Origin of the sequence: Roseibium sp. MMSF_3544 (assembly GCF_030732845.1) — a bacterium.
Taxonomy (GTDB): Bacteria; Pseudomonadota; Alphaproteobacteria; order Rhizobiales; family Stappiaceae; genus Roseibium.
Genome location: NZ_JASHKA010000010.1, coordinates 184,617 through 210,691, shown reverse-complemented (window position 1 = coordinate 210,691; position 26,075 = coordinate 184,617). Strand labels below are relative to the sequence as shown.

At 57.3% G+C, this 26,075-nt stretch carries 22 protein-coding genes and 1 tRNA gene; 7 read left to right on the top strand and 16 right to left on the bottom strand.

Going from position 1 to position 26,075, the window contains the following annotated elements; translation table 11 throughout:
- Positions 1 to 298 precede the first annotated feature (298 nt).
- A complete protein-coding gene (locus RBB47_RS16475) occupies positions 299 to 1,420 on the top strand; it encodes an ATP-dependent RecD-like DNA helicase (protein WP_305986941.1) in 1,122 nt (373 codons plus the stop codon).
- Here RBB47_RS16475 and RBB47_RS16470 read toward each other — a convergent pair.
- A complete protein-coding gene (locus RBB47_RS16470) occupies positions 1,404 to 2,054 on the bottom strand; it encodes a TetR/AcrR family transcriptional regulator (RefSeq protein WP_305986940.1) in 651 nt (216 codons plus the stop codon). The two genes, RBB47_RS16475 and RBB47_RS16470, sit on opposite strands and share 17 nt — an antisense overlap.
- A gap of 391 nt (positions 2,055 to 2,445) precedes the next feature.
- On the opposite strand from RBB47_RS16470, the gene RBB47_RS16465 reads away from it, so the two are divergent.
- Both RBB47_RS16465 and RBB47_RS16460 read left to right on the top strand, forming a co-directional pair.
- On the top strand, positions 2,446 to 2,853 hold the full coding sequence (locus RBB47_RS16465) for a nuclear transport factor 2 family protein (protein ID WP_305986939.1): 408 nt from the start codon (positions 2,446 to 2,448) through the stop codon (positions 2,851 to 2,853).
- Between the two features lie 251 nt (positions 2,854 to 3,104).
- A complete protein-coding gene (locus RBB47_RS16460; RefSeq protein ID WP_305986938.1) occupies positions 3,105 to 5,561 on the top strand; it encodes a Tex family protein in 2,457 nt (818 codons plus the stop codon).
- Positions 5,562 to 5,563: 2 nt separating this feature from the next.
- Here RBB47_RS16460 and RBB47_RS16455 read toward each other — a convergent pair whose 3' ends face one another.
- The 3 genes from RBB47_RS16455 to RBB47_RS16445 form a co-directional block, all read right to left on the bottom strand.
- A complete protein-coding gene (locus tag RBB47_RS16455) occupies positions 5,564 to 6,322 on the bottom strand; it encodes a hypothetical protein (protein ID WP_305986937.1) in 759 nt (252 codons plus the stop codon).
- A gap of 300 nt (positions 6,323 to 6,622) precedes the next feature.
- The gene (locus tag RBB47_RS16450; RefSeq protein ID WP_305986936.1) at positions 6,623 to 7,384 is read right to left on the bottom strand and encodes a hypothetical protein; all 762 of its coding nucleotides are present in this window, start codon (positions 7,382 to 7,384) and stop codon (positions 6,623 to 6,625) included.
- A gap of 159 nt (positions 7,385 to 7,543) precedes the next feature.
- Positions 7,544 to 8,170 (bottom strand): hypothetical protein, encoded by a 627-nt coding sequence (locus RBB47_RS16445; protein WP_305986935.1) that lies wholly within the window; start codon positions 8,168 to 8,170, stop codon positions 7,544 to 7,546.
- A 274-nt stretch (positions 8,171 to 8,444) separates the two neighbouring features.
- Here RBB47_RS16445 and RBB47_RS16440 point away from each other — a divergent pair, with 274 nt between their 5' ends.
- Both RBB47_RS16440 and RBB47_RS16435 read left to right on the top strand, forming a co-directional pair.
- Positions 8,445 to 9,092 (top strand): GntR family transcriptional regulator, encoded by a 648-nt coding sequence (locus tag RBB47_RS16440; protein ID WP_305986934.1) that lies wholly within the window; start codon positions 8,445 to 8,447, stop codon positions 9,090 to 9,092.
- 78 nt (positions 9,093 to 9,170) lie between these two features.
- The gene (locus RBB47_RS16435) at positions 9,171 to 9,608 is read left to right on the top strand and encodes a GNAT family N-acetyltransferase (protein WP_305986933.1); all 438 of its coding nucleotides are present in this window, start codon (positions 9,171 to 9,173) and stop codon (positions 9,606 to 9,608) included.
- Between the two features lie 32 nt (positions 9,609 to 9,640).
- Here RBB47_RS16435 and RBB47_RS16430 read toward each other — a convergent pair whose 3' ends face one another.
- The 11 genes from RBB47_RS16430 to glpD all read right to left on the bottom strand — a co-directional run bounded on the left by RBB47_RS16430 (position 9,641) and on the right by glpD (position 21,409).
- Positions 9,641 to 10,315 (bottom strand): MIP/aquaporin family protein, encoded by a 675-nt coding sequence (locus RBB47_RS16430; protein ID WP_305986932.1) that lies wholly within the window; start codon positions 10,313 to 10,315, stop codon positions 9,641 to 9,643.
- Between the two features lie 14 nt (positions 10,316 to 10,329).
- Positions 10,330 to 10,818, bottom strand: coding sequence for an arsenate reductase ArsC (locus RBB47_RS16425; protein WP_305986931.1), 489 nt, complete (start codon positions 10,816 to 10,818; stop codon positions 10,330 to 10,332).
- 25 nt (positions 10,819 to 10,843) lie between these two features.
- Positions 10,844 to 11,194: a helix-turn-helix transcriptional regulator gene (locus RBB47_RS16420; protein WP_305986930.1), complete on the bottom strand. Its 351-nt coding sequence runs from the start codon at positions 11,192 to 11,194 to the stop codon at positions 10,844 to 10,846.
- A gap of 68 nt (positions 11,195 to 11,262) precedes the next feature.
- Positions 11,263 to 12,603 carry an MFS transporter gene (locus tag RBB47_RS16415; RefSeq protein WP_305986929.1) on the bottom strand — a complete coding sequence of 447 codons (1,341 nt, stop codon included), beginning with the start codon at positions 12,601 to 12,603 and terminating at the stop codon, positions 11,263 to 11,265.
- A gap of 74 nt (positions 12,604 to 12,677) precedes the next feature.
- Positions 12,678 to 13,508 carry a dipeptide ABC transporter ATP-binding protein gene (locus RBB47_RS16410; protein ID WP_305986928.1) on the bottom strand — a complete coding sequence of 277 codons (831 nt, stop codon included), beginning with the start codon at positions 13,506 to 13,508 and terminating at the stop codon, positions 12,678 to 12,680.
- A gap of 1 nt (position 13,509) precedes the next feature.
- A complete protein-coding gene (locus RBB47_RS16405) occupies positions 13,510 to 14,346 on the bottom strand; it encodes an ABC transporter ATP-binding protein (protein WP_305986927.1) in 837 nt (278 codons plus the stop codon).
- Between the two features lie 3 nt (positions 14,347 to 14,349).
- Positions 14,350 to 15,279: an ABC transporter permease subunit gene (locus RBB47_RS16400; protein ID WP_305986926.1), complete on the bottom strand. Its 930-nt coding sequence runs from the start codon at positions 15,277 to 15,279 to the stop codon at positions 14,350 to 14,352.
- A 15-nt stretch (positions 15,280 to 15,294) separates the two neighbouring features.
- Complete coding sequence (locus tag RBB47_RS16395; RefSeq protein ID WP_305986925.1) at positions 15,295 to 16,302, bottom strand: ABC transporter permease subunit; 1,008 nt, start codon at positions 16,300 to 16,302, stop codon at positions 15,295 to 15,297.
- 116 nt (positions 16,303 to 16,418) lie between these two features.
- Complete coding sequence (locus tag RBB47_RS16390; protein ID WP_305986924.1) at positions 16,419 to 18,023, bottom strand: ABC transporter substrate-binding protein; 1,605 nt, start codon at positions 18,021 to 18,023, stop codon at positions 16,419 to 16,421.
- 298 nt (positions 18,024 to 18,321) lie between these two features.
- A complete protein-coding gene (gene glpK, locus RBB47_RS16385) occupies positions 18,322 to 19,815 on the bottom strand; it encodes a glycerol kinase GlpK (protein ID WP_305986923.1) in 1,494 nt (497 codons plus the stop codon).
- A gap of 73 nt (positions 19,816 to 19,888) precedes the next feature.
- Entirely contained in the window at positions 19,889 to 21,409 is a 1,521-nt protein-coding gene (gene glpD, locus RBB47_RS16380) for a glycerol-3-phosphate dehydrogenase (RefSeq protein ID WP_305986922.1), read from the bottom strand.
- 763 nt (positions 21,410 to 22,172) lie between these two features.
- On the opposite strand from glpD, the gene RBB47_RS16375 reads away from it, so the two are divergent.
- Positions 22,173 to 22,255, top strand: a tRNA-Tyr gene (locus RBB47_RS16375).
- Between the two features lie 175 nt (positions 22,256 to 22,430).
- Here RBB47_RS16375 and RBB47_RS16370 read toward each other — a convergent pair.
- Positions 22,431 to 24,713: a mechanosensitive ion channel domain-containing protein gene (locus tag RBB47_RS16370; RefSeq protein WP_305986921.1), complete on the bottom strand. Its 2,283-nt coding sequence runs from the start codon at positions 24,711 to 24,713 to the stop codon at positions 22,431 to 22,433.
- A 291-nt stretch (positions 24,714 to 25,004) separates the two neighbouring features.
- Here RBB47_RS16370 and RBB47_RS16365 point away from each other — a divergent pair, with 291 nt between their 5' ends.
- The gene (locus tag RBB47_RS16365) at positions 25,005 to 26,075 is read left to right on the top strand and encodes a DUF2336 domain-containing protein (protein WP_305986920.1); all 1,071 of its coding nucleotides are present in this window, start codon (positions 25,005 to 25,007) and stop codon (positions 26,073 to 26,075) included.

The window sequence follows — 26,075 nt, the reverse complement described above, 5'->3', positions numbered from 1 at the left end:
TCCGGCAACCCCTGAAACAGGTTGCCTGCAGAAATCCGGATGTGCAATTTGAGAGTATGGAACAAACTCCGCAAACTTTCAAAAACTCCGCAGTGAGTTAATTAAATTCCTCTCTTGGTGAAAATTTTCACGATTTTTGCCTTTTTCGAACGGCGCAGCGAGCAACGTCAACCCCGGCAAACGGTCCCGACTATCGAACAAAAGGCAAACATTGACGAGACGACAGCGTCATTCTCCCTTGGCGGAATCAGACAAATCAGGGTAAGCAACCGGGTCCGCAATTTTCTGGAGCAATCCGGTGACCTGGTCCCCTCAGCAAGACGAAGCCCTGAAGGAAGCAGCCGCCTGGCTGAAGCGGGGCGACCGCCAGGTCTTCCGCCTGTTTGGCTATGCCGGAACCGGCAAAACGACGCTCGCGCGGCATCTGGCGGAAGACATAGACGGCGACGTCTGCTTCGGAGCCTTTACCGGAAAGGCGGCCCACGTCCTGCGCCAGAAAGGCTGCGAGGATGCCGGCACCATTCATTCGCTGATCTATCGTCCACGCTCGGCCAAGGAAGAAGAGGAGCTGGACGACGATGACGACGACGCCGGACCGCAATTTGCAATCAAGAGGGATAGCGCCGCGGCAACCGCCAGGCTGATCGTCATTGACGAGTGTTCCATGGTCGACGAGGAACTCGGCAAGGACCTCCTGTCCTTTGGCACACCCGTTCTGGTGCTCGGCGACCCCGCCCAGCTCCCCCCGGTCAAGGGTGGCGGTTACTTTACAGAGGCCGAACCGGACGTGATGCTGACGGAAGTTCACCGGCAGGCACAGGACAATCCGATTGTGAGAATGTCCATGACCATCAGGGACGGCGGCAAGCTCGATTACGGCACGTTCGGCGAAAGCAGGGTTATTCATCGCCGCGAGATCGACAAGGACCAGATCCTCTCAAGCGATCAGGTTCTGGTGGGCACGAACAAAACCCGACGCCTATACAACGGCAGGATCCGGGAACTGAAGGATTTTTCCACGCCGATGCCGGCTGTCGGAGACAAGCTCGTCTGCCTGCGCAACGACAAGACCAAGGGACTGTTGAACGGCGGCTTGTGGACGGTGAAACGCCTCCGACAACCGCGCGGAAACACGCTTCGCTTCGACGTCGTGTCGGAAGAGGACATTGCCAGGACGACGGTCAAGGTAAAGGTTCTGCCGGCGATGTTCGAAGATGGCGCGGAGAGCATCCCTTACGCGATCCGGCGAAAGGCGGACGAATTCGACTACGGTTACGCCCTGACGGTGCACAAGGCACAGGGGTCACAATGGGATGACGTCATTCTGTTCGATGAAAGCTGGGCCTTCCGCGAGCACAAAAGCCGATGGCTCTACACCGCTGTTACGCGTGCCGCCGAGCGGATCACTGTCGTAAGGTAGGCGTGCTCAGATCAAGGCCGTCAAACACCCGGTCCGGTTCACTGACCGGCAGCGCGCGCAACCCCGTTTCGATGAAGGTCTTCAGGTCAGGCTCTGAAATACCGCTGCGGCCCAGCATCGCGATCGCCGAAAACTGACCGTCCAGAAACGTGGCAGCGCGGTCGATGTCGGTGTCGACGGACATTTCACCGGCAGCCACCGCCTTGATCAGACGCTCGCGGATCGCTGCAAAACGGGACTCGCGCAATCCGTTGACCACCTCCTGATGGCGCTCCGAGCCATAAGTACAGTCGACAATGGCGTTCACAAGAAAACAGCCTGAAGGCGTATTTCTGTCGAGCGTCAGGTCCGCGATCGCACCGAGGAAGTCACGGAAGTCCTCGATGACATGCTTGCCGGCTGCCTGGAGCTGCGCAAAAACCGGCCCGCCATATGTTTCGAAGTAATGCAGCAGAGCCTTTTCAAACAGGGCTTCCTTGTCGCCGAATGCGGCGTATAGGCCCGGCTTTGCCATACCGGACACGTCGGAAAGATCGTTCATGGATGTGCCGGCATATCCGTTTTGCCAGAAGGCAACCATGACGGACTGCAGGGCGTCCTTGGTGTCAACTTTCCTCGGCCGTCCACGTGCCATCCCTCTGCACTCCCTCTAGCAACTTCGTCGTGGGACCGGAACTGGCAGCACCTTCGGCCAGCGGATCCAATGGTTGCGAAACAGTTAACTCGATCATGACAATTTGGCGAAAGGATAACGTCAAATGCGCAATGCAGGATACGTATTTTTTTGCAGTTCGTTCAACATGCAGTCAAAAAACAATCAGAAAGTGTATATTGATTGCGCTTTTGAACAAGATTGTACCACGAAGGCGAAAGATTTGACGGCGCCTCTGCTGTCCCCGAACCAACCCCGCGTTCACATTCACCTCGGCAAATACCCGCAACCTACGACGCTCCGACGTGTCATTGCACAGTGGCATCTCTCTGCTACCCTTTTCAGCACTACGGCTTTAAGAAGGAGCACGGACATGACGGTCAACGACGTGATCTCGGCAGACGAGGGATTTTTCGAGGCATTGAACCGAATGTTCACCGGCGACGTTGCGCCGATGTTATCCCTGTGGTCGCACTCGGAAGATGCGGTTTACATGGGTCCGAACCACAAGGTTCTGGTCGGCTGGTCGAACATTCGGCCCTCCTGGGAATTTCAGGGCGGCCTGAAAATGGGGGGTGAGATTAAAGTCACCGAACGCCATGTCACCCAATCGCCGCAACTTGCCGTGGTTCACCATGTCGCCGAGGCGACCCATCTGGCAAATGCCGGCGAAGGCGCTCTGAGCCTTCGAGGCACAAATGTCTTCCGTTTGGAAGAGGGTGCCTGGAAACTGATTGCCCATCATTCGGATCCCATTCCCTTCCTGGACGGGACAAACTGACCGGAACTGTGGGAAGCCACCCGGATCGGCTTGACCGTGAACCTTGGTGGAATTAGCTGGTGGGCGCGTATGATCGCACGCCCGCGTTGACCCGAGTTTTGTCTTTCACCATTCAATGTTCAAGTCTGAAGCCTGATAAGGCCTTGAAAAACAGGCAACAAAAGAAAAAGATATCGCCATATTCCACGCTCAATTGAAACGGAATATCCTGCTTCCCGGAAAGCCTGTCGCGCCTGAGAGTATCTGCATTCATGACCACCCACCCGACCACCGACGCTGTGTCTGCGACCCCGAACCTTGCTCATTCGGCGGATACGGCCCTTCGCATTTCCCACCGGATCGCAGACGAAATCGGATGCAAGGCGGGCCAGGTGAATGCGGCGGTCCAGCTCCTGGATGAAGGATCGACTGTTCCCTTCATCGCCCGGTACCGCAAGGAGGCCACGGGTGGCCTCGACGACAGCCAGTTGCGCAAACTTGAAGAACGGCTGATCTATCTGCGCGAACTGGAGGACAGGCGTGTCGCGATCATCAAATCGATCGACGAACAAGGCAAGCTCACGGACGGATTGAGCAAGAACATCCAGGCAGCGGAAACGAAATCGCAGCTTGAGGACATCTACCTGCCGTACAAGAAGAAGCGGCGCACGAAGGCCCAGATCGCACGCGAAGCGGGTCTTGAGCCGCTTGCGGATCTCCTTCTTGAAGATCCTTCCAGAACACCGGAGACAGAAGCCGGCAGTTACGTGGATGACAGCAAGGGAATAGCCGATACAAAGGCTGCACTCGACGGAGCCCGCCAGATCCTGATGGAACGCTTTGCGGAAAATGCCGAACTGGTCGGCCGGCTGCGCCGCTATGTCGAGGATCGCGGTGTCGTTCAATCGAAGCTGATCGACGGAATGGCGGACAAGGGAGCGAAATTCGCCGACTATTTCGATTATTCTGAAAAATGGTCGAAGATCCCGAGCCACCGCGCCCTTGCGCTTTTCCGGGGACGGAATGAAGGCATCCTCTCTGTCGATCTGAGCGTGGACGCCGATGACGTCTCGCCCGTTCTGCCGGCCGTAAAAATGGTTGCCGACACCTATGGGATCGCCGACCGAGGCCGCCCGGCGGACAAATGGCTGATGGATGTCGCCCGTTTTGCCTGGAAGGTAAAGCTCGCCCTTCACCTGGAACTCGACCTGATGGGTGTTTTGCGCGACAAAGCCGAGGAAGAGGCGATCCAAGTCTTTGCCAGGAACCTGAAGGATCTGCTTCTGGCAGCACCCGCTGGCGCCACGTCGACCCTCGGTCTTGATCCTGGTATCCGCACCGGGGTGAAAGTTGCCGTCGTTGACGACACCGGCAAGCTGGTCGACACCGCCACGATCTACCCGTTCCAGCCGCGCAACGACATTTCCGGCTCAAGAGCCGCTCTGCTGGCGCTGATTGCGAAACACAAGGTCGGCCTGATCGCCATCGGTAACGGCACCGCAAGCCGGGAGACCGACAAGCTTGCCGGCGATGTGCTCTCCGACATTCCACCGGCGCAGCGTCCGGTGAAGGTGATCGTCAACGAAGCAGGCGCTTCTGTCTATTCGGCTTCCGAACTGGCGGCGAAGGAAATGCCGGACATCGATGTCTCTTTGCGCGGCGCCGCATCAATTGCCCGCCGGCTGCAGGACCCGCTGGCCGAGCTCGTCAAGATCGAGCCGAAATCCATCGGTGTCGGCCAGTACCAGCATGACGTCAACCAGACCAAACTCGCGCGCGCACTCGACGCGGTTGTCGAGGATGCGGTGAATGCGGTTGGTGTCGATCTCAACACCGCCTCTCCCGCCCTCCTCTCGCGGATATCAGGTCTTTCCGAAAGTCTCGCGAAAGCGGTTGTCGAGCACAGGGATTCCATCGGGCGCTTCGAAAAACGGTCACAGCTGAAAGACGTGCCGAGACTGGGAGCAAAGGCATTTGAACTTTGCGCCGGTTTCCTGCGCATCAATGACGGCAAGGAACCGCTCGATGCCTCTTCGGTGCACCCGGAAGCCTATCCGCTCGCAAAGCGGATCGTGAAAGCCTGCGGGCACGATGTACGCCAGCTCATGGGTGACGCCTCCGTGCTCAAGGGACTGGACCCGTCGGAATTCACCGACGAGAAATTCGGCCTTCCGACGGTGAAGGACATTCTGTCGGAGCTGGAAAAACCGGGCCGTGACCCGCGCCCGGAATTCAAGACCGCCGCCCTTCAGGACGGCGTTGAAGAAATCTCGGATCTGAAACCGGGCATGAAGCTCGAGGGAACCGTCACCAACGTAACCAACTTCGGCGCCTTTGTCGATGTCGGCGTGCACCAGGACGGTCTTGTTCATGTCTCCCAGCTAGCCGACCGTTTCGTCGACGACCCGCACCAGGTGGTCAAGGCCGGCGACATCGTCAAGGTGACCATCCTGGACGTGGACGTGCCGCGCAAACGGATCTCCATGACCATGAAATCCCAGGCCGACTATCAGGGCCAGCGAGAGCGCTCGGAGCGGGACAGACCGGGCTCGGCGCCGCGCCACCAGGGACATCGCGGTCCCGGTGGCCGTGGCCCTGGCGGCCAGGGACCCGGCGGCAACGGCCCACGCGGCAGCAAGGGCGGCGCACCGAAAGGTTCCAGTGATGGCGGCGGCAACAATGCCATGGCAGCAGCGCTGGCGGCGGCGATGAACAAGAAGCGGAAGTGACTTCAGGCGAAAACGTCCGCCTCAGCTGCAGGCAGCTCGCCGCGCTCTTTCGCGTCTTTGAGGAAGGCGCGATAAACAACAACCACAATGAGGGCTAGCCCAAAGATGCGAATGGCTTGCCAGCTCAGAACGTAAGCAACACCAACTGGGTTTACGTTGCCAAACACAGTTCTCGGCGCCAGTCTGTACACGATTGTCTCAGCAAACAAAAACTGAAAACCAGCAATCAAAGCTATGAAAGTGAGACCTAACAAAATGCGTGGAAACAGATAGCGGATTTGCCTGAAAAACCTGGAGACAGAAGTAAAAACTCCCCATTTTGTTCTAATCAGGACAGCTGGCAACGCGGTTCCCAGTACCGCCATTAGTAAAAGATGCATAGCACTTGCGTAAAAACTAACAAAAACGAAGAAAACGCGCCAATCCGTTTCATAGGTAGGCAAAGTTTCTATGAATCCCCCAACACTCGCAAAGCCTAAGGCAAAGGGAATTTTGACAAACAGGAAATAGACTACAGCATACTTCAGAAAATTTGTGATTTTAAAAATATATCTTGAATAACACAAATTCTGAATTGCGATAAACGCAAAAAAGGAAGACGTAATTTCTAATGCTAAGTTTAACAATGCTTTTATAATACTTAAATCATCGAAAACGCGAGACAAAACCAATCCGCAGGAAAGAATGTAATAAACAACCCAGTAAGTTCTTTGGGCTTCGAGTACATCCCAGGTTTGGATTAACGCGTTCTTTTCTTTCACCAGATCGACCGCCAGATTGTTATTCGATTTTGTTCGATGGTTTTGGTCCGCGGCTTCAGTCGGAGATGGCTTAGACTATCTCTTGTGCAAGTGCATCTTGATTGCTCAGCAGGGTCTGGCTTTCAACTGCTGCGGTCCTTGGCGTCACGACAGTTAAAGACCGCGAGTTTTTGTCGATCAGGAAGTCGTAAGTACAGTTCGTCACAAGCAATCTCTTTGTGCATTCGCAGCAATAGCTTTGGCGATTTATGTGCTGACTGACAAGCAGGGCTTTAATCGAAAAAGAAGCGCCTACAACGCCTATGCGAAAACGTCCGCCTCTGCTGCAGGCAGCTCGCCGCGCTCTTCTAGGTCTTTGAGATACGCCCGGCAGACAACCACCGAGAAAACCGCAAAGCTGTAGCCGACCAGCAGCTTCGCGATCAGCAAAACCAGCCCGCCGGGTATGTTCGGCGTTCCTGCAGGTGTGATCGGATCGGACCCGATGCCGATGTTTTCAAAGAAAATCAGGATCGCAAATCCGAGCGCAGCAATAAGGCCGCTTCCAAACAGAAGTCGGGGAATTATGTAACCTGCTTGTCGAAACGATCTGTTGACGGCGGTCCCGATCCCTGTGCTGACACCCAGCAGATGTGCAGGAAAGGCGGTTCCGAACAGATACATGGACAGAAAGGCGACACACATTCCAGCCAGCATGATTACGCCCAGATAAAAGTCTCGTGCCTGCACGCTGTCTTCAGCTACCGCCGATATACTGAAAATGAAAACCAGGGCGATCACGAACACCGGCAAATAGAACAGACAGGCATAGCGGATCAAGATCCCGGTATACTTTCTGCTTGTTTCCTTTGATTTTACATCCAGTCCCAGCAAGGTCGCACAGAGATAAAAGATGGTGGCCGCTTCGATAAACGCCCTTCCAATCGACAGTCCGGTACCGAGGTCATACACCAAGCTAACGGTCTCAAGAACGAAGATCGCAGCGACCAATCCGAAAAAATACTTCCAGCAAGCGGCAATCGCCGCGAAGGCTTGCGAGAAAATATTTAGATCCGACCTCAAGACACACCTCTAAATTGTATTTCGTGGTTCCCTTAAGCCATGCATCGAGTTTGAGTTCAACTACGATCGTCAACGACAGCCATATTGAAAAACAAACTATTAATCGGCGCAGCGGGTGGCAGGCGCGAAAAGTGAGAACCGATTGAAATCGCCCGGATGCTACCTGGGCTCACGCACCTCAAAACCATCGAGCAGTTCAGTAACAGCGGCCATAAAGCCTGAAACATCCGACGGAAACAGTTCCGGATGGGTGCTGATCATGTACACAAACTCACCGTGTTGCCACTCACACCGGGTGTAAGTCTGATGTTCAATGCACGGTTCCCGGGGCGCTGCGCCGCCATTGCTATTTTCAAAATCCACAGCCTTCCCGACCGCGATCAGTTTGTCTTTCGTCTTGTATCGCGGCTCAAGTTCCGGGAACGACACGCTCACCCAAAAGAGTTCGCCACCCGGTTCCGGGCTGCCGCTTGAGGGGGCGAAGTACCAGGGGATATCGTGCCGCGTCTCCCCCAGCCAGTAAGTCTGACGATAGTCGCCCTCGATACGTGGCAACCAGGGCAGCAATGTTGCCGCGACGATAAGGGCAATACCGGTGATGTAAGCCCGGTTCGCCAACGGTCGGCGCCAAAGCCAGAGCAGGAACAGTGTCACCGCGATGGGAATCGGCGCGAGAAGGGCGACTTCTTTGACCACCCGAAGCGAGTCGCCCATTGCAGCCATCGGATGGAAAGAATAGGCGATTGAGTAATTGACAAACGTCCAGCCATTCCAGATGGCGGACAAGAGCGCTGCGAACCAGAACAGGGTTGGATACGGGATCATCGGCTTCAGTGTAGGATGCAGGCAGCACAACACAAGTCGGCCATCTGCGCCACTGGGTTACCGCGCTCAAGTGCAGGTGGGCAAACCATGTTCAAGCCGGAGCCCGGTTTCTTTTTCAAATGTGCTTTGAAGACCAGGCAAAAAGGACGTTTAGGCGCGGGACAAACGATCCTTTCTTTGTTTGGACAAGTGATATATCAAGCACACATCTAGTGTAGACAGGACACCCCGCAGCGTGACAGATGACCTGAGCCAATCCGCCCAAGCCTACAGGCAGCTGGAAGAAGCCATCGTGACGCTGAAGCTGAAGCCCGGTGAGGCCCTGACCGAGGTAACCTTGGCGCAGCGCCTCGGCCTTGGGCGAACGCCGATCCGCGAAGCGCTGCAGCGTCTCAGCCTGGAAGGACTTTTGACGATCCGCCCGCGCCTTGGTGTCATTGTTGCGGAAATGAACCCGGCGGATTTCATCAAGGTGCTGGATGCGCGGCATGCACTGGAGCGTCTTGTTGCCGGCTCCGCTGCACGGCTTGCCAGTCAGGAAGAACGCCGCACGCTTGAACGGATTGCCGAGGACATGCGCAATGCAGCCTCTATACCCGATGTCGAGGAGTACCTGCGTCTCGACAAAGCTTTCGATGACGTTGTCGCACTGGCTGCATGCAATCCTTTTGCGGCAAAGGCATTGGGGCCCTTGCAGACCCAAAGCCGGCGGTTCTGGTACCGGCACTTCGGCAGGGCGGATCTCAACCCGGCTGCCTGGAGCCACCTGGAAGTCATGCAAGCCATCGCCAACGGTGACGAGCAAGAGGCAATGGAACAGGTTGAAAACCTGATGCTCTATCTCCGCCGGCAGGCAACCGCACTGCTGAGCGGTCCAAGATAAGGCCGGCTCTTCCGGGTATTGACGTGACTTCGCCACTCGTAAGATGCTGTGGTTGAACAGCTGATCAGCGGACGTGAAATGACCTATGTCGATATCTCGTTTGCCAACGAGGCTGACAAGGCGGCCATTGCAGACGCTATCGAAGACCGCTTGCTTCAGTCTCTGGCAAAGGAAAACACACAATCTTTGAACGAAGATTTTGTGCTGAAGGCAACCGACGAGAATGCCCGGTTGCTCGGTGGGCTGCGTGCAAGCACCTCATATCACTGGTTGCTGATCAAGACGCTTTGGGTGGAGGAGTCGGTCAGGGGGTCGGGCCTGGGAAGCCGCCTCGTCGAATTGGCCGAGATCGAAGCACGCCGTCTCGGGTGCCACGGCGCCTGGCTGGACACGTCAAATGAGGCCGCACACAAGTTCTATCTCGACCTCGGCTACAATGACTTCGGCGTTCTGGCGAACAGGCCGGACCAGGCATTGCCCGGCCACCGCCGCTGGTTCATGCAAAAGCACTTGTGAACCCTCGGCGGCAATGGACGAGCCCGGTGCACTCAGTCTGAGGATTTTTCAGACGTCAACAGCCAGGAAAAGAGCGCGAGCGCCAGGGCAGCTCCGATAAACTCGGCAACGATAAAGCCTGGCAGATCGATCGGTCGAATGCCGGCAAACGTGTCGGTGAAGGCCCGGGAAATGGCGACCGCCGGGTTGGCGAAAGACGTCGACGCGGTGAACCAGTAGGCGGCGGTGATGTAGAGCCCGACCAGCCAGGGCACCGCCGATTCCCGGAACCGGATACCGGCCAGAATGGCAGCAAGCAATCCGAAGGTCGCAACCACTTCAGCCACCCATTGACCTGCCCCGGTACGTACGGTTGTCGACGCCTGCAGGACTGGCAGTTCGAACATCACGTGCGCAATCAGCGAACCGCATATGCCGCCGAGAATCTGCGCGATGATGTAGCTCACGCCGACCGTGAAACTGAGATTGCGTTTCAGCCAGAAAACGAAGGTGACGGCCGGATTGAAGTGAGCCCCGGAGATAGGCCCGAGTATGGTGATCAGAACCACCAGGATCGCACCGGTCGGGATCGTATTCCCCAAAAGCGAAACGGCAACATCGTCCGACAACCGGTCGGCCATGATACCGGATCCGACAACCGTGCCGACAAGCATCGCGGTTCCGAGCGCCTCGGCCACAAGGCGCCGGGACATGCTGAAGTCTGACATGAATTTATTCCTGTTTAGTCGGCAATGGCGCCGATGGCCGCCAGCCTGGTTTTGCCGTCTTCGGCACCAAATACGTCATCGCCAAGCGCCAGCATGCCGTTGATCCGGCGCTCCAGTCTGTCGTAGGCCAGATCGAATGCTTCTCCGCGCGTGGCCTCGTCGCCTTCCAACGACGCCGGATCCGGAATGCCCCAGTGCACGACCATGGGGTGCCCCGGCCATACAGGGCAGGCCTCGCCGGCGGCGTTGTCGCAAACCGTGACGATGAGATCCATTTTCGGTGCATCAACACCTGCGAATTCTTCCCAACTCTTGGACCGGAAGCCTTCGGTTGGCAGGCCCCGCCGTTCCAGGCAGGACAGGGCATCGGGATTGACCGCTCCCCTGGGAGTGGACCCTGCAGAAAAACTGGCGAATTTGCCCTGTCCCAGGTGGCGAAACAGCGCCTCCCCCAAAACGGACCGGGCCGAATTCGCCGTGCATAAGACTAAGACATTACGCATTGTCTGATTGCCCCCGCTTGAAGCTTCAATGAACTTCGGCTTTTGACTTTTTGCCGGACGCCAAGTTGGCGATCGGCGCGCACAGATCCGGATTTCCGCCGCAGCAATCCTGCAGGAGATAGGTCACCAGGTACTGCATCGTGGTCAGATCCGCGCTGTAATGGATGGAACGCCCGTCGCGTTCAGCCTTTGCAAGACCGGAACGCGACAGGGCGGCCAAGTGGGTCGACAGGGTATTCGGGCGCACATTGAGAGCATCTGCTATTGCGCCGGCGGTCATGCCTTCTTTTCCCGCTTTCACCAGGAGGCGAAAAACGTCGAGGCGCGTTTCCTGACCGAGCGCCGCCAAGGCGTGCAATGCATCTTCTTTTTCCATAATTCGAGAATACTCGAATTAACGAATAATGCAATGCACACGAGAGTGAAATCTTCCGTGCTGGAACGTCAGACTTCGCGGTAGGCGAACAGGGCGTAGACAAATGCGAGTGCGATCAGAAGCGCTGCAAGACCCAGCACTCCCTGGTATCCGGCAACGGCAAACGCAGCGCTCGAGGCCGAAAGGCCGACCGTCCCGCCGATCATCTGGGATGCCATGGCGATGCCGCTTCCCTGCCCGTGTTTGTATTCCGGCAGCGACCCCATGATCGCCGCTCTGCTCGGGACGAACAGAAACGGGAACGCGGCACCGGCAACCAGAAGACCAGGCGCAAAGATGAAAGCATTGTTCAGCGGCGTGGTGAAAAAGAGCCACAGCAGGCAGGAAAACAAAAGCACGAGACCGAAAAAGGCGAGCTTGCGCGGATGGACCTTTCCCACCAGGCGGCCGCAATAAGCTGCCACAAACGGTTGCGGGATCGGCGTCAGCATGACCAGGAGCCCGGCGGCAATGGCACTCAGTTTCAGCTCCGTCTGGGCATAAAGGGCGACAAAGACAAAGATCGGCATTTTCGCGTATTGCGCCATGAACAGGTTCACATTGCTTGCTGAAAATACCGGATTTGCAAACAGATCAACTTTGATCAGAGGTGTCGCAATCGTCGTCTCGTACCAGCAGAAAATACCCAGCAGGACAAATCCCAGCACCAGAAACAGCCATGTCGCCAGACTGTGCCATCCCCAGTCGTCGGCCTCCATGAGTGCAAATACCAGACAGAACATTCCGCTCGCGATCAGCACCAGCCCGGTCCAGTCGATACGGCGTCCGGGCGGGTGCTCGACGTCGCGCCATGTCATCGTGACGACGAACCCTATGCCGACCACGAGAAAGGGATTGATCCAGAAAATCCAGCGCCATGTCAGCAAGTCGGTAAAGAGCCCCCCAACCAGCGGACCGAGCGACAGGAAAATCGTCCCGACTGACCCGGAAACTGCAAGCGCGGTGCCGTGCTGCTCTTTCGGAAAGGTCATGGTCACCATTGCCATGAACAGCGGAAACATGACCGCAGCGCCGAGCCCCTGGAGCGCCCGCGCTATGATGAGGACCTCTCCTGTTGGCGCAAATCCGCAAATAACGGAGAAGACACCGAAGCTGCCGAGCCCGAGAAGAAACATGCGCAGAACACCGAACAGGTCGCCCAGCTTGCCGCCAACCGCGACGAAACAGGCCAGCGTCAGGAGATAGGCGTTGACGATCCAGTGAGCGGTATTGTTCGAAAGCCCGAACGTTTTCTGGATAGAGGGTAGAGCGATGCCGACGACGGTTTCGTCAAGAAGCACGAGCCCGAGCACGCAGCTGACAGCGCCGAGCAGCCACCATTTGCGATTTTGTTCGGTGATCAGATTCATGCAGCCCCCGGGAGATCCCCCGGAAGCCTAACGCATATTCCTGGTGCAGGACATGTGCTTTCGGGTCACCGCACTCAGGCAGCCTTGGCGGCCAGGCGCTTCCTGATGCTGTCGACATCCGCGCGCGGCGTCGCCGCAAACAGCGTCTTGGTATACTCGTGCTGCGGATTGTTGAAAACATCGTCACGCGTGCCGTACTCAACCACTTCGCCGAAATACATCACCATGACCTTGTCAGCGATATAACGCACAACGGAAAGATCATGCGAGATGAAGACGTAGGTCAGCCCCATCTCGTCCTGCAGGTCGGCCAGAAGATTCAGGATCTGCGCCTGGACTGACAGGTCCAACGCTGAAACCGGTTCATCCAGCACCAGGAGCTTCGGCTTCATCATGATCGCGCGCGCAATCGCGATGCGCTGACGCTGACCGCCGGAGAACATATGCGGATAGCGCCCGTAATGCTCCGGCTGAAGCCCGACCTTCTGCAACATCTGCAGCGCCAGATCCTGCCGCTCGGCCGGCGGCATATCCGTGTTCAGAAGCAGCGGCTCTTCCAGAACGTGGCCGATCTTCTGACGCGGGTTCAACGAGCCATAAGGATTCTGGAAGACGATCTGCACCGTCTGCCGCATTTCCTTGGAGATACCCGTCTTGGAAATGTCTATCGGCAAGCCGTCAATCTCGATCGTGCCGGACGTCTGCGCATCAATCATTGTCAGCATGCGGGCGAGCGTGGACTTGCCGCAGCCGCTTTCGCCGACAACGGCGAGCGTCGTCCCGCGTTCCACATCCAGGCTGACACCCTTGACCGCCGTCAGCGTCGATGCCTTTTTGAAGAGCCCGCCCTTGATGTCATACGTCCTGTAGACGTCGCGAACCTTCAGGATCACATCTTCGGACATATCAGAACCCTCCCGCTTCGGCGAAGTCGCTCACGGTCGGCAGCCTGTCGCCGGTCGCGTTTTCAGGCAGCGCCGAGAGCAGTGCCTTGGTGTAGGGATTTTGCGGGCTTTCAAAGAGGGACAGCACATCGGCCTCCTCCATCTTGCGGCCCTTGTATTGAACAATCACACGGTCGGCGGTCTCCGCTACCACACCCATGTCGTGGGTGATCATGATGAGACCCATGCCGCTGTCCTGCTGCAGCTTGACCAGAAGATCGAGGATCTGTTTCTGGATGGTCACGTCAAGCGCGGTTGTCGGCTCGTCGGCAATCAGCAGCTTGGGCGAACACGCGATCGCCATGGCAATCATCACGCGCTGGCACTGGCCGCCCGACATCTGGTGCGGAAACGCATTGAGCCGTCCGGCGGGATCGGGAATGCCGACGGAGGTCATCAGGTCGACGACCTTGTCCTTGATCTGTCTTCCCTTGAGGTCGGTGTGGGTCTTCAGAGTTTCGCCAAGCTGGAAACCAACCGTAAAGCACGGATTGAGACTTGCGATCGGCTCCTGGAATATCATCGATATATCCTTGCCGATGACCTTGCGCCTGTCTTTCGCCGTAAGGTTCTGAAGATCAAGGCCCTCGAACGTCATGGTGTCGGCAGTGATGGTCGCCGTGTTCGGCAGAAGCCCCATCATCGCAAGCATCGCAACGGACTTGCCGGACCCCGATTCACCGACGATGGCCAGCACCTCGCCCGGGTCAACGGTGTAGTCGACGCCGTCCAGAGCCTTGAACGGTCCCTTCGCGGTGTCGAACTCGACCTTCAGATTTCTGATTTCAAGAAGAGACATGTTCTAGCTCCTCTTCAGTTTCGGATCGAGTGCATCACGCAACCCGTCGCCAACAAGATTGATCGCGAGCACCGTGATCAGAATGGCAAGGCCGGGGAAGGTCACGACCCACCAGGCGCGCAGGATGAATTCCCGCGCCTCGGCAAGCATTGTTCCCCATTCCGGCGTCGGTGGTTGTGCCCCCATCCCGAGGAAGCCAAGCGCGGCGGCATCCAGAATGGCGTTGGAGAAGGAAAGCGTCGCCTGAACGATCAGCGGTGCCAGGCAGTTCGGCAGGATGGTCTTGAACATCAGCCGGAAATGGCCTGCACCGGCAACGCGCGCCGCCACCACATAGTCCCGCGAGCGTTCCGCCAGAACCGCCGCACGCGTCAGGCGAACGAAGTGCGGTTGCAGGACGATCGCAATCGCGATCATGGCGTTGATCAGGCCCGGCCCCAGAATGGCAACGAGCACCAGGGCAAGCAGCAGCGAGGGAAACGCCAGGATGATATCCATCACGCGCATGATGAACGTATCGACCGCGCCACGCATGTACCCGGCAACAAGCCCGATCGTGATACCGCCAACGAGTGCAATGGTGACGACGACGACACCGATGAACAGCGAGAACTGCGCGCCGTAGATCAGGCGAGAGAGGATGTCTCTGCCGACCGCGTCGGTGCCGAGAAGGAACTCGGTCTTGCCGCCTTCTTGCCAGACCGGTGGCACGAGGAAGCTGTCGCGATACTGAACATCCGGATTATGCGGCGCGATCAACGAAGCGAAGACGGCCATCAATACAAGAAGAACAAACACGACGAGGCCGACGACCGCGCCCTTGTTCTGCGAAAAATAGTACCAGAACTCGGCGAGCCGCGCTTTTGCGGCGCTGCGGCTTTCCTCTTCCAGTTTGGCTGTATCGGCCTTGGTGGCCGGGGAGGTCTCAGTCATATTATTGCCCTCGGCTCAGGTGTGACGGATACGCGGATTGATCAGACCGTAGAGAACGTCGACGATCAGATTTACCAGCATGATGATCCCGGCAATCAGCAGGAGACCACCCTGAACGACGAAATAGTCGCGCCGCGCGATACTGTCGACGAGCCACTTGCCGATGCCGGGCCAGGAGAAAATCGTTTCGGTCAGGATCGCGCCGGCAAGCAGGACACCCACCTGGAGACCGATCGTGGTGATCACCGGAATGAGGGCGTTGCGAAGCGCGTGCAGCCCGATCACCGAGCGCGGCGGCAGGCCCTTGGCTCTAGCCGTGCGGACGTAGTCTTCACCAAGAACTTCCAGCATGGCTGAACGCGTCTGGCGGGCAATCACGGCTAGCGGAATGGTCGCGAGCACGATCGACGGCAGGATCAGATGCCGGACCGCGGACAGGAAGGCGCCTTTTTCTCCTGACAGAAGACTGTCGATCAGCATGAAGCCGGTGACCTGCGGGAAGAAATAGAGCAGCGAGATCCTGCCGGATACGGGTGTCCATTGCAGGATGCCCGAAAAGAAAATGATAAGCAGCAGCCCCCACCAGAAGATGGGCATGGAGTACCCGACAAGCGCCGTCCCCATGATGGCCTGGTCTGCGATGGAACCGCGCTTGACGGCGGCGAAGATCCCCGCCGGGATACCGAGGCAGACGGCCAGGATGATCGCGCACAAGGCCAGCTCCGCAGTCGCCGGAAATAGCGTCATGAACTCGTCAAGGACGGGCTTCTTGGAGGCAAAGGATGTGCCGAGGTCACCCTGAAAGATGCCAATGACATAGTCGATATATTGCTGCCAGAGCGGCTTGTCGAAGCCCATCTGGGCCATGAGCTCCGCCTTGCGCTCCGGGTCGATTCCGCGCTCACCAGCCAGTAGATCCAGCGGGTCGCCGGGCAGCAGGCGTATGAAGGAGAAGGCGACGAGCGTGACACCGAAAAATGTCGGGATCAACAGGCCGAGGCGGCCTAGAAGAAAGCGGAGCATGTCAGGTTCCAGATACGAAGAACCAGCGGATACCGTCACAGACTATGAGAGCATCCGCCGGTCAATATGTTTGAGGCGCCGGCATTGCTGCCGACGCCTCTTAATTTCAAGCGGGTTTACTCCGCGATGTCCACACCGTCAAACCAGTGGCCACCGAGTGGGTCCATCACGTAGCCGGTGACCTTGGAGGACATCGGCATGAAGACGACGGAGTGCGCGATCGTTGCCCAGGGGGCTTCTTCCTTGAAGACAGCCTGCGCCTGCTCATAGAGATCGGTACGCTCGGCCTTGTCGGTCACGGTTTTGGCCTTTTGGATCAGAGCCTCGAAGTCGTCGTTGCACCACTGTGCGCGGTTGGAACCACCGACACCGTCACAGCCGAGCAGAACGGCCAGGAAGTTGTCCGGGTCGCCATTGTCACCGGTCCAGCCGAGCAGGACGGCACCGTCACGGTCGACATCCTTGGAGCGGGAGAGATACTCACCCCACTCGTAGGAAACGATCTCGACGTTGACACCGACCTTCGCAAAGTCAGCCTGAATGACTTCCGCCATGCGGCGGGCATTCGGGTTGTACGGGCGCTGCACCGGCATTGCCCAGACTTTCATGGACAGGTTTTCAACACCGGCGGCTGCCAGCATTTCCTTTGCCAGTTCCGGGTTGTAGTCGTCGTCCTCGATGGCGTCGTTATAGGACCACATGGTCGGCGGGATCGGGTTCTTCGCCGCCTGGCCGGAGCCCTGGAAGACGGCATCGAGGATCGCCTGCTTGTTGACCGCGTGGTTGAGCGCCTTGCGGACTTCCTTCTTGTCGAACGGCGCAACCTTGGTGTTGTAGGCAAGGTAACCGACGTTCAGGCCCTGCTGTTCCATCAGCGTCAGGTTGCTGTCGGAACGGATGTCGGCAATGTCCGCCGGTGCCGGGTACGGCATGACGTGACATTCACCGGCCTTCAGCTTCTGCAGGCGAACAGCTGCATCCGGCGTGATGGCGAAGATCAGGTTGTCGATCTTTTCCTTGCCGTTCCAGTAGTCCGGGTGTGCGGCATAGCGGATCACGGCGTCTTTCTGATAGCCCACGAAAGAGAACGGACCTGTGCCGACCGGCTGCTGGTTGAACTGCTCCTTGGTGCCGGCTTCCGCCAGCTTGTCTGCATATTCAGCGGACACGACGGACGCAAAATCCATCGCCAGGTTGGCGATCATCGGCGCTTCCGGACGGTTCAGCACGAACTTGACCGTGTGATCGTCAACTTTGACGATTTCCTTGATCAGGTCCGGCATAGACATGCCGTTGAAATATTCCCAGGCAGTGCCCGGCGTGTATTCGTGCCACGGATGATCCTTCTTGAGCTGGCGCTCGAAGGAGAAGACCACGTCGTCGGCATTGAAGTCGCGAGTCGGTGTGAAGAAGCTCGTGGTGTGGAACTTCACGCCTTTGCGCAGGTTGAAAGTGTATTCCAAACCGTCTTCGGACACTTCCCAGCTTTCTGCCAGGCCCGGAAGCACTTCCGTCGTGCCGCGCTTGAACTCGACAAGCCGGTTGTAGAGCGGCTTGGAGGACGCATCGAATGTGGTTCCGGCAGTATAAAGCGCCGTGTCGAAGCCTTCAGGCGACCCCTCGGAGCAATAAACCAGAGTTTTTGCGGATGCGCCGGTAGCCGCGATCACGGCGAGGCTGGCGCCAAGAAGGGTTGCCTTCAAGGTTTTTTGAAAATTCATCAAACTGTTCTCCCCTTTGATGAAGAGCAAGGGCCTTGCATCATTGAAGTGTGCAAAGGAGTTGAGCCCGAGCCAGCGCAAACTAAGGCGTTTTTTTGGTGGAAAATCAACCACCAACATCTTTCTAATTTTACCCCGATTTTGAAATATTTTTGCTAGGTAAGCGATGCTGCCGTAATTTTTTGTCATGTTGTATCGATTGCGTTGAAAACGCATACCAATCGAAGAAATTTTGACCAAATGGTCTAAGCACTTGAAATAAAAAAGGCTCTCACTTTCGCGAGAGCCATGGAACTGTTCAATCCTGCGTGGTACGCGTGCGATTGACGGCATCCTGCCAGCCGGCAAGCAATCGCTGTCGATGCTCTTCAGCGAGTTGCGGCTCGAACCGTCTTTCCAGTTTCCATTCGGCTGAAAACGCCGCTTTGCCGGGCCAGATTCCGGCCTTCGAACCGGCCAGCCAGGCCGCTCCGAGAGCAGTTGTTTCAGCGACTGTCGGACGGTCGACAGGTGCACCCAGAATGTCCGCGAGAAACTGCATCGTCCAGTCAGATGCCGTCATCCCGCCATCCACTCGAAGGACCGGTTTTTCAGCGTCCGGCCAGTCCGCCTGCATCGCGTCAACAAGATCGCTGGTCTGGTAACCGACACTTTGAAGAACGGATCTTGCAATTTCCTTGGGGCCAGTGTTTCGGGTCAGACCGAACATGGCACCGCGCGCGTCGGCATCCCAATAGGGTGCTCCCAATCCGACAAAGGCCGGCACAAGATAGACGTCGTGATTCGGGTCGGCCTGTTCGGCAAGTGCCTGCGTATCACCGGCGCTTTCGATCAATCCGAGACCGTCCCGCAGCCACTGCACCGCAGCGCCCGCAACGAAGATTGATCCTTCGAGAGCGTATGTGGTTTTGCCGTTCAGGCGATAGGCGATCGTCGTCAGCATGCGGTTGTTCGACCGAACTGCTGTCGCACCTGTGTTCATCAGCGCAAAGCAGCCGGTGCCATATGTCGATTTGACCATGCCCGGCTCAAAGCAGGCCTGACCGACGGTGGCTGCCTGCTGATCGCCGGCAACACCCAGGATCGGAAGCGGCCTGCCGAAGAATTCCGTCTCGGTCGTCCCGAAATCATCGGCGCTGTCCTTGACCTCGGGAAGCAGGCTCATGGGAATGTTGAGCAGGCGGCACAGCTCGTCGTCCCAGCGGTTCTCATGAATGTTGTAGATCAGCGTTCGCGCGGCGTTGGTAGCATCCGTCGCATGAACCTTGCCGCCGGTCAGTTGCCAGATAAGCCAGGTGTCAACCGTGCCGAAGACGAGTTCCCCGCGTTCGGCCCGCTCACGTGCGCCTTCAACATTGTTCAAAAGCCAGGCGATCTTGGTCCCGGAAAAATAGGGATCGAGCAGCAGGCCGGTCTTGGATGTAAAGGTTTCCTCGTGCCCCTGCTCGCGCAATCCTGCGCAGAAATCAGACGTACGCCGGTCCTGCCAGACAATTGCATTGTAAATCGGCTCACCGCTGGCCCGATCCCAGATAAGCGTGGTTTCCCGCTGGTTTGTGATTCCGATCGCCGCGACGGCTGCACCGCTGTCAGGCGCTTTTTCCATGGCTTCGCGACAAACCCGGAGTGTGCTTGTCCAGATGTCCGACGGCGAATGTTCCACCCATCCCGATTTCGGAAAGTGCTGCGGAAATTCCTGCTGGCCTGTGCTGATGGGGCTGAAGCCGTCATCGAAAACGATGGCACGGCTTGACGTTGTGCCCTGGTCTATCGCCAAAACACATCCGGCCATGGCGCTCCTCCCATTTTATTTGTTTATCTAAGAAGACCGCCGGAGGGTCCGGCAAGTCAGAAAGTTGTTGGAACTATGCAGCAGCGCCAGTCTGGTCCGCAAGGTGGCTGGACATGTAGCTGTCCAGATTAGCGGCTTCTTCGCTGGTCAGCCGCAGGCCCAGTTTTGTTCTTCGCCACAGCACGTCTTCTGCGGTTCTGGCCCATTCCCGGCTCATCAACCACTTGACCTCGGCTTCATAAAGGTTGTGACCGAAAGCCTGGCCGAGATCCTCGAGTGACTTGGCATCGCCGAGTATCCGCCGGGCATCGGTGCCGTAAAGACGGATCAGCCGTGTTGCGAAACCTTTCTCCACGTATGGATAGTCCCGCTCAAGATTTGAAACCTCTGAATCGAACGCATCGACTTTGAAGTCACCACCGGGCAGCGGCTCGCTATCTGTCCACAGTCCTTTCTTGAACGGCAGGAGGTTTTCCAGCTTCGCAAGCACTTGCTCGGCAAGCTTGCGGTATGTCGTAATCTTGCCGCCGAAGACGGAAAGGACAGCCGGAGAGCCATCCCCGCCGTCAAGTTCCAGAACATAGTCCCTGGTTGCCGCCTTGGCATCCTTGGCCCCATCATCATAGAGAGGCCGGACACCCGAATAGGTGTGAATGACGTCCTCCGGCGTGATTTTCTTTTCAAGGTATTCGCTTGCAGCCGCGCAGAGATATGCGATTTCGTCATCCGAAATCCGAACGTTGCCAAGGTCGTCCTTGTAGTCCACGTCAGTCGTGCCGATCAGCGTGAAGTCCTGCTCGTAGGGAATTGCGAAAACGATCCTGCCGTCGCCATTCTGGAAGATGAAACAGCGGTCGTGATCGAACTGGCGCGGTACGATAACGTGGCTGCCCTTGACCAGGCGAATGCCGGACGTGTCGTTCTCGCCGACGACGCCATGCAGGAAATCGGCGACCCACGGACCGGCCGCGTTGACGAGCACGCTTGCCGTGACTGTTTTTTCTTCGCCGGACGCCAGGTCCCTCAGGACGACGGACCATTTGTCCCCGTCGCGCCTTGCGCTGACACATTTCGTACGCGTCAGAATTTCGGCACCGCGATCAGCCGCATCGCGCGCATTGAGGACAACGAGGCGTGCGTCGTCGACCCAGCAGTCAGAATATTCAAATCCTTTGTGGAAGAGCTTCTTTAGGCCCTGTGAATATGGAGCCTGATCTAGCCGCACCGTCTTGGTGGCCGGAAGCAGTTTGCGTCCGCCGAGGTGGTCATACATGAACAGCCCCAGACGCAGCAGCCAGGCCGGACGCAGATCCTTGTGGTGCGGCAAGATGAAACGCAGCGGCCAGGCAATGTGCGGCGCCATGTGCCAGAGGACTTCCCGCTCCTTCAGCGCCTTTCGAACCAGATCGAACTCGTAATATTCAAGGTAGCGCAGTCCGCCGTGGATCAGCTTGGTCGAGGCGGAGGATGTGGCTCCGGCCAGATCTCCCATCTCCGCAAGCAGAACAGATGCCCCGCGTCCGACCGCGTCCCTTGCGATCCCCGCTCCGTTAATGCCCCCACCAACAACCAACAGGTCGTAATCCGCCGACATTGGCGTCTCTCCAACTCGAAATGAAAAGCAAATTCTCAGCAAAACGAAAATAAAGCGAAACTTCACGAAATTCAATCAACAATCAGCTTTTCTTTCCGCTTCGGGCACAAATCGGATTGCCACAAGCTGAAAGAGACCCGCTCGAACCCTGAAACACAATCACGGTTGCACTCTGGCAATCTCAAACCGGCACCTGGGTCTCGATCGATTTTCGTTCTTCGGCGCCAGGTGCACAGAAGAGCGCAACAACCTGAACTTGCAGTTTGCGAATTGACATGCGCGGCCAGATCGCGTAATTGCTGCGCCTTCAATCAGGAAATGAAGATGTTTATCGCAGTTTACAGTTCATCGAGCTCATATTCGTCCGCGCTTCGCGGTCGAGGGCTTTTGTATGTGCGGTAAACCGTAGGCACATCGAAGTGTTTTCGACCCGGAAGCGAAAAGCTTACCGGGTTTTTTGTTGCCCGGGTCATCGACAGGGAAGATGAACTGGGCAGGAGCCCGGCGCCGCTTCGAAATCGGATGGAACCTGCAAGGGTTTGGGGATCAAGACCTCCGTCTTCCGCCAAAACTGGAGAGTAAACCGGACAGGCGTGCCGGTGCTGTTTTGAAAGCAGACAGGACCCGGCGACGGGTCTGCGGGTCAGGACCGCTGCTCTCCTCCAGTTGGAAGACAAACCGGACAGGTGTCCGGCACCGCTTGGAAAGCGTGTGGAACCCTGCAAAGGGGTTTGGGGATCAAGACCTCTGTCTTCCGCCAATCGGAGCAGCTGGGCATTGGAGAGCCCACCGGACTGTAAATTCGACGCTTATGCTGTGCTGGTTCGACTCCAGCCTGCTCCACCAAAGAGAGTGAACCAGCTAGGTGCTGGCGCAGATTGCTAATCTGTCGGAGCTTCTTGAAGCTTGCGGGTCGGGACCGCCGCTCTCTGCCATTCTTCCAGGCTCCACCGGTTGGAATTGCCCGAAAAATGTTGAAATCGCCGCTGACTCTCTTTGATGAAAACTTGTCTGGCTTGTGTCAGTGTTCCTCGTCAGCCGGTGGAGCATCATCGGTTGGCTCGCTCTCCTTGACCCTCTTCTTGCCGACTTGCTTTGGTGCCTCTTCATCCGCCGCATAGGGCGGCGTCGCCGCGTGATAAGTGACCTGCGGGAACGGAATTTCAATGTTCCGCTCATCAAACACCTGCTTGATGTATTCGTTATAGGCGCGCCCCACGCTCCACTGGTCGCCGGGCGCCGTCTTGATGCGCGCGCGAATATCGATCGAGCTCGCGCCGAAGGCCGTCACCCCGTGCATTTCCAGATCACCGAAGATCTTGGACTTGAAATCGGTTTCCTGAAGCCGCTTGAAGGCGTCCACCATCGCTTCCTTGGCATAGGCGATGTCCGTGTCATAGGAGACCCCGATAAGTGCGACGTGATACGAAAACCCGCGCATAAAGTTCGACACCATGTCGACCGACGAAAACGGAATGATGTGGGTCGTGCCGTCCAGGTCGCGCATGCGCACCGAGCGAATTGTAATTCCTTCAACCGTGCCTGTGATGCCGGCGACTGTCACAACGTCCCCTTCGTTGATGGCGTTTTCAATCTGGATAAACGCACCGGTGATGATGTCCTTCACAAGCGTTTGCGCACCGAAGGATATCGCCAGACCCACGACACCGGCACCGGCGATCAGCGGTCCGATGTTCACGCCGATTTCAGAGAGCGCCAGCAACACCGCCATGACGATGATCACCACGGTGAAGGCGTTGCGGAAGAGCTGAAACAGGGTCCGCTCGCGCGCACTGACGATGTATCCGGCCCTGGACTGCAGGCGCAGGTCGACCCAGGACATGACAGCGAGCCAGACCGTGAACGCAACAAGCAGCACAACAATGGCGGCACCATAGCTGCTGACCAGGCTGAACCCGGCCTCGCTGTAAAGCCAGTCAATCACGCTGAGGACACCCCAGATGTCCAGCAGCAGCAGGATCGTTCCGATAAACACGACAAAGCGGATGAGCTTCAACAGGCGCGGGACGAAGGCGTTGAGACGGTATTGCAGCGCCGGCAATTTGCGGTGAATGTCTTCAGGTAGCCTGATGCCGCCCTTGATGGCCCGCGTCATGATCAGGGAGAGCAGCATGCCGGCCATAATCGTGAGGATGGACAGGCCGGTTGCCCGCAGGATGATGGTTGTCGCATCAAAGGGCCGCGTCACCCAGACAAGAAAGACCGCGATGATGTAGCCGTAGGCGCCAACGTGCCAGAGTTTGCCGAGGTTGGAGAGCGCGCGTTGAGCCAGAATGCTGTGCATGGTCTCCGCATAGGCCTTGGCCCCCTCTCGAACGTTGACCCGGTTCTTCGCGATCAGCACCATCAGGTACAACATGCCCGTCAGGACGATAATGAACCGGAGGGCATTTCCGAGGACGAAAGAGACCGCAAGGTTTGCAGCCGGCACCGCCAGGAACACGCCGAAATTGTTCCAGTACATGTAGATGCGCAAGCGCGAGTACCAGTAGTCCGAGGCCCCGTCAGCAAAGGGCAGCAAGCGCAATTCGGGTCTGCGGGGCGCAAACACGAAGCGAAGGGCAACATTCGACATTCCGGTGATGAAGAATGCGTTGAGCGCCAGGCTCTCCTGAATCGTGACACCAGTCTCCAGTCCGCCATAGCCGGTTAGGGCAACGAAATAGCCAACCCCGAGCCCAAGCGCGACCGTCAGGCCGTCGATGATGGTGGTCAGCACAAGGATGAATGCGCGCATAAGCCCGCCGCCATAACGGGCGCGCACGGCCATCTTCGGGTAGATCCGGCGGGCGATATACTGCCCCGTCCAAAACGCCGCATAGGCACAGACCAAAACGATTGCGACTTGCAGCAGGACTTCCTGGACACGGTCCCATTTGATGGGAATATCGCCGCGGAAAACGAGCAGCAGTCCTTTCAGGGAATGCCTGGACCGGTCCAGCACCACACCGAGCTCATCAGCCAGGGCACGCGTGTACTCCCCGATGCGGATGACAAAGCCCTGCCCAGCCGCCGGTTCTGAAGCTTCCGCCGGTTGTTCTTCGCCCGTCGTTTCACCCTGTTGCTCGGAGGTTTCCTCTCCTTCGCCAGCATTTTTCTGCAGCAATTCAATAAGCTGCTTGCGGCTTTCCGGATCGTTCAGAACCTTGATAAGCGCATCGCTCGCCTGCTTTACATCCGCGCTCTCTTCAGGGGCTTTGGTTTCGCTTTGACCTGCAGCCGGAACCGCAGAAAAAAGCAGCATCCCCAGACAGACTGCAAGGCACAGGCGCAATAACTTCATGTCAAACCCGCTTCGCTAAAATACGGAACGCGTTGCGTTCGTTTGCATCGACAATAGGAAAGAACCCGGCCCAAAGGGAAGCCATTCAATCCGCCGCTCAACGGTTTTCAGACATCGAAAAGAAAAACTGAAACCAGTTCCAAGAATTATTTCATTTGGACAAATAATGTCGACTCTAGACTGATTTTTTCAAATTTCCACGAACTAACGTGACGTCACTATATTGAAACTCCACTTTTCGGTAACGTAAAAATAACAATATTGACTAATTCTTCCAAGTATGGAGGAGAAATGACAAGCTCGCTCATCAAACTTGCACAGGATGAGACTGTCGAGGCCCGACGGCAACTGTTCGCCGAGGTCAGTAGGCTTGTCGCTGCCGATCTGGACGACCGGTCGGACACAGAGCTGGCCCTCTTCGCCGAAGTCATGCTGAAGCTCTACAGCAACAGCACTGCCGAAGACCGTCTTCGGCTGGCACAAAAGCTTGCGCCGTGCTCGCACAGCCCGTCTGACCTTGTTCTGAGGATTGCCAAGGACGAAGTCAGGGTCGCGATGCCGGTGCTCGCCGACTCTCCGTTGTTGAGCCAGGAAGATCTTCTCGATCTGATCGAACAGGTCGGAGAGACCCACATGCAGGTTCTTGCCCGGCGCAAAAACCTGCCGACGGAAGTCTCGGACGTGTTGGTGAACAAGGGCGACCGGCCGGTTCAGCGCATCCTGGCGGGCAACAGGGAAATCAAACTCTCCCGCGATACCATGCTGAAGCTTGTCAAACTGGCTGCGGAAGACGAGTTGATGCGCGAAGACCTCGCGCTCAGATCCGACCTTTCGCCGGCGGTGTGCCAGGAATTGCTGCCGCTTGTTGACGACGAGACCAAGAAACGCTTGCGAAACATAATCGAGGGTTCCTTGTCACAGGAACAACTCGACCAGATTGCAAGGTTGAAAGTGCTGCGCAGGACCTTCAGCAACGCACTGGAATCGCAGGATGTCGGAACACTTTGGCGGGAAGCGGAGCGATCTGCTGTCACGCTTGATGAGCTCATGATCCTGCTGCTGCAGGACGGGCGCTTCAGCCACGCGATTGAGCTTCTGAGCGCACGTGGCCGGATCGCGCAATCGTCCCTCAGGGACGCGATATACAACGGCAAGCTTGACGTCGTCCTCAGAACCGCGACCAAGGCGGGATTAAACGTGCCGGCCTTCGCCCTGCTGGCCAAGGCGCGTTGCGCACATCTTAAAATCTCTCCTGCACAGGGAGCGGAATGGACATCTGCTTACGTCAAGCAGATCGCATCTTCGAAGGCCAGGCAGCACCGTTGCGAGGATTTTCAGACCCGGCGCCGCGCCAGGTCCTGA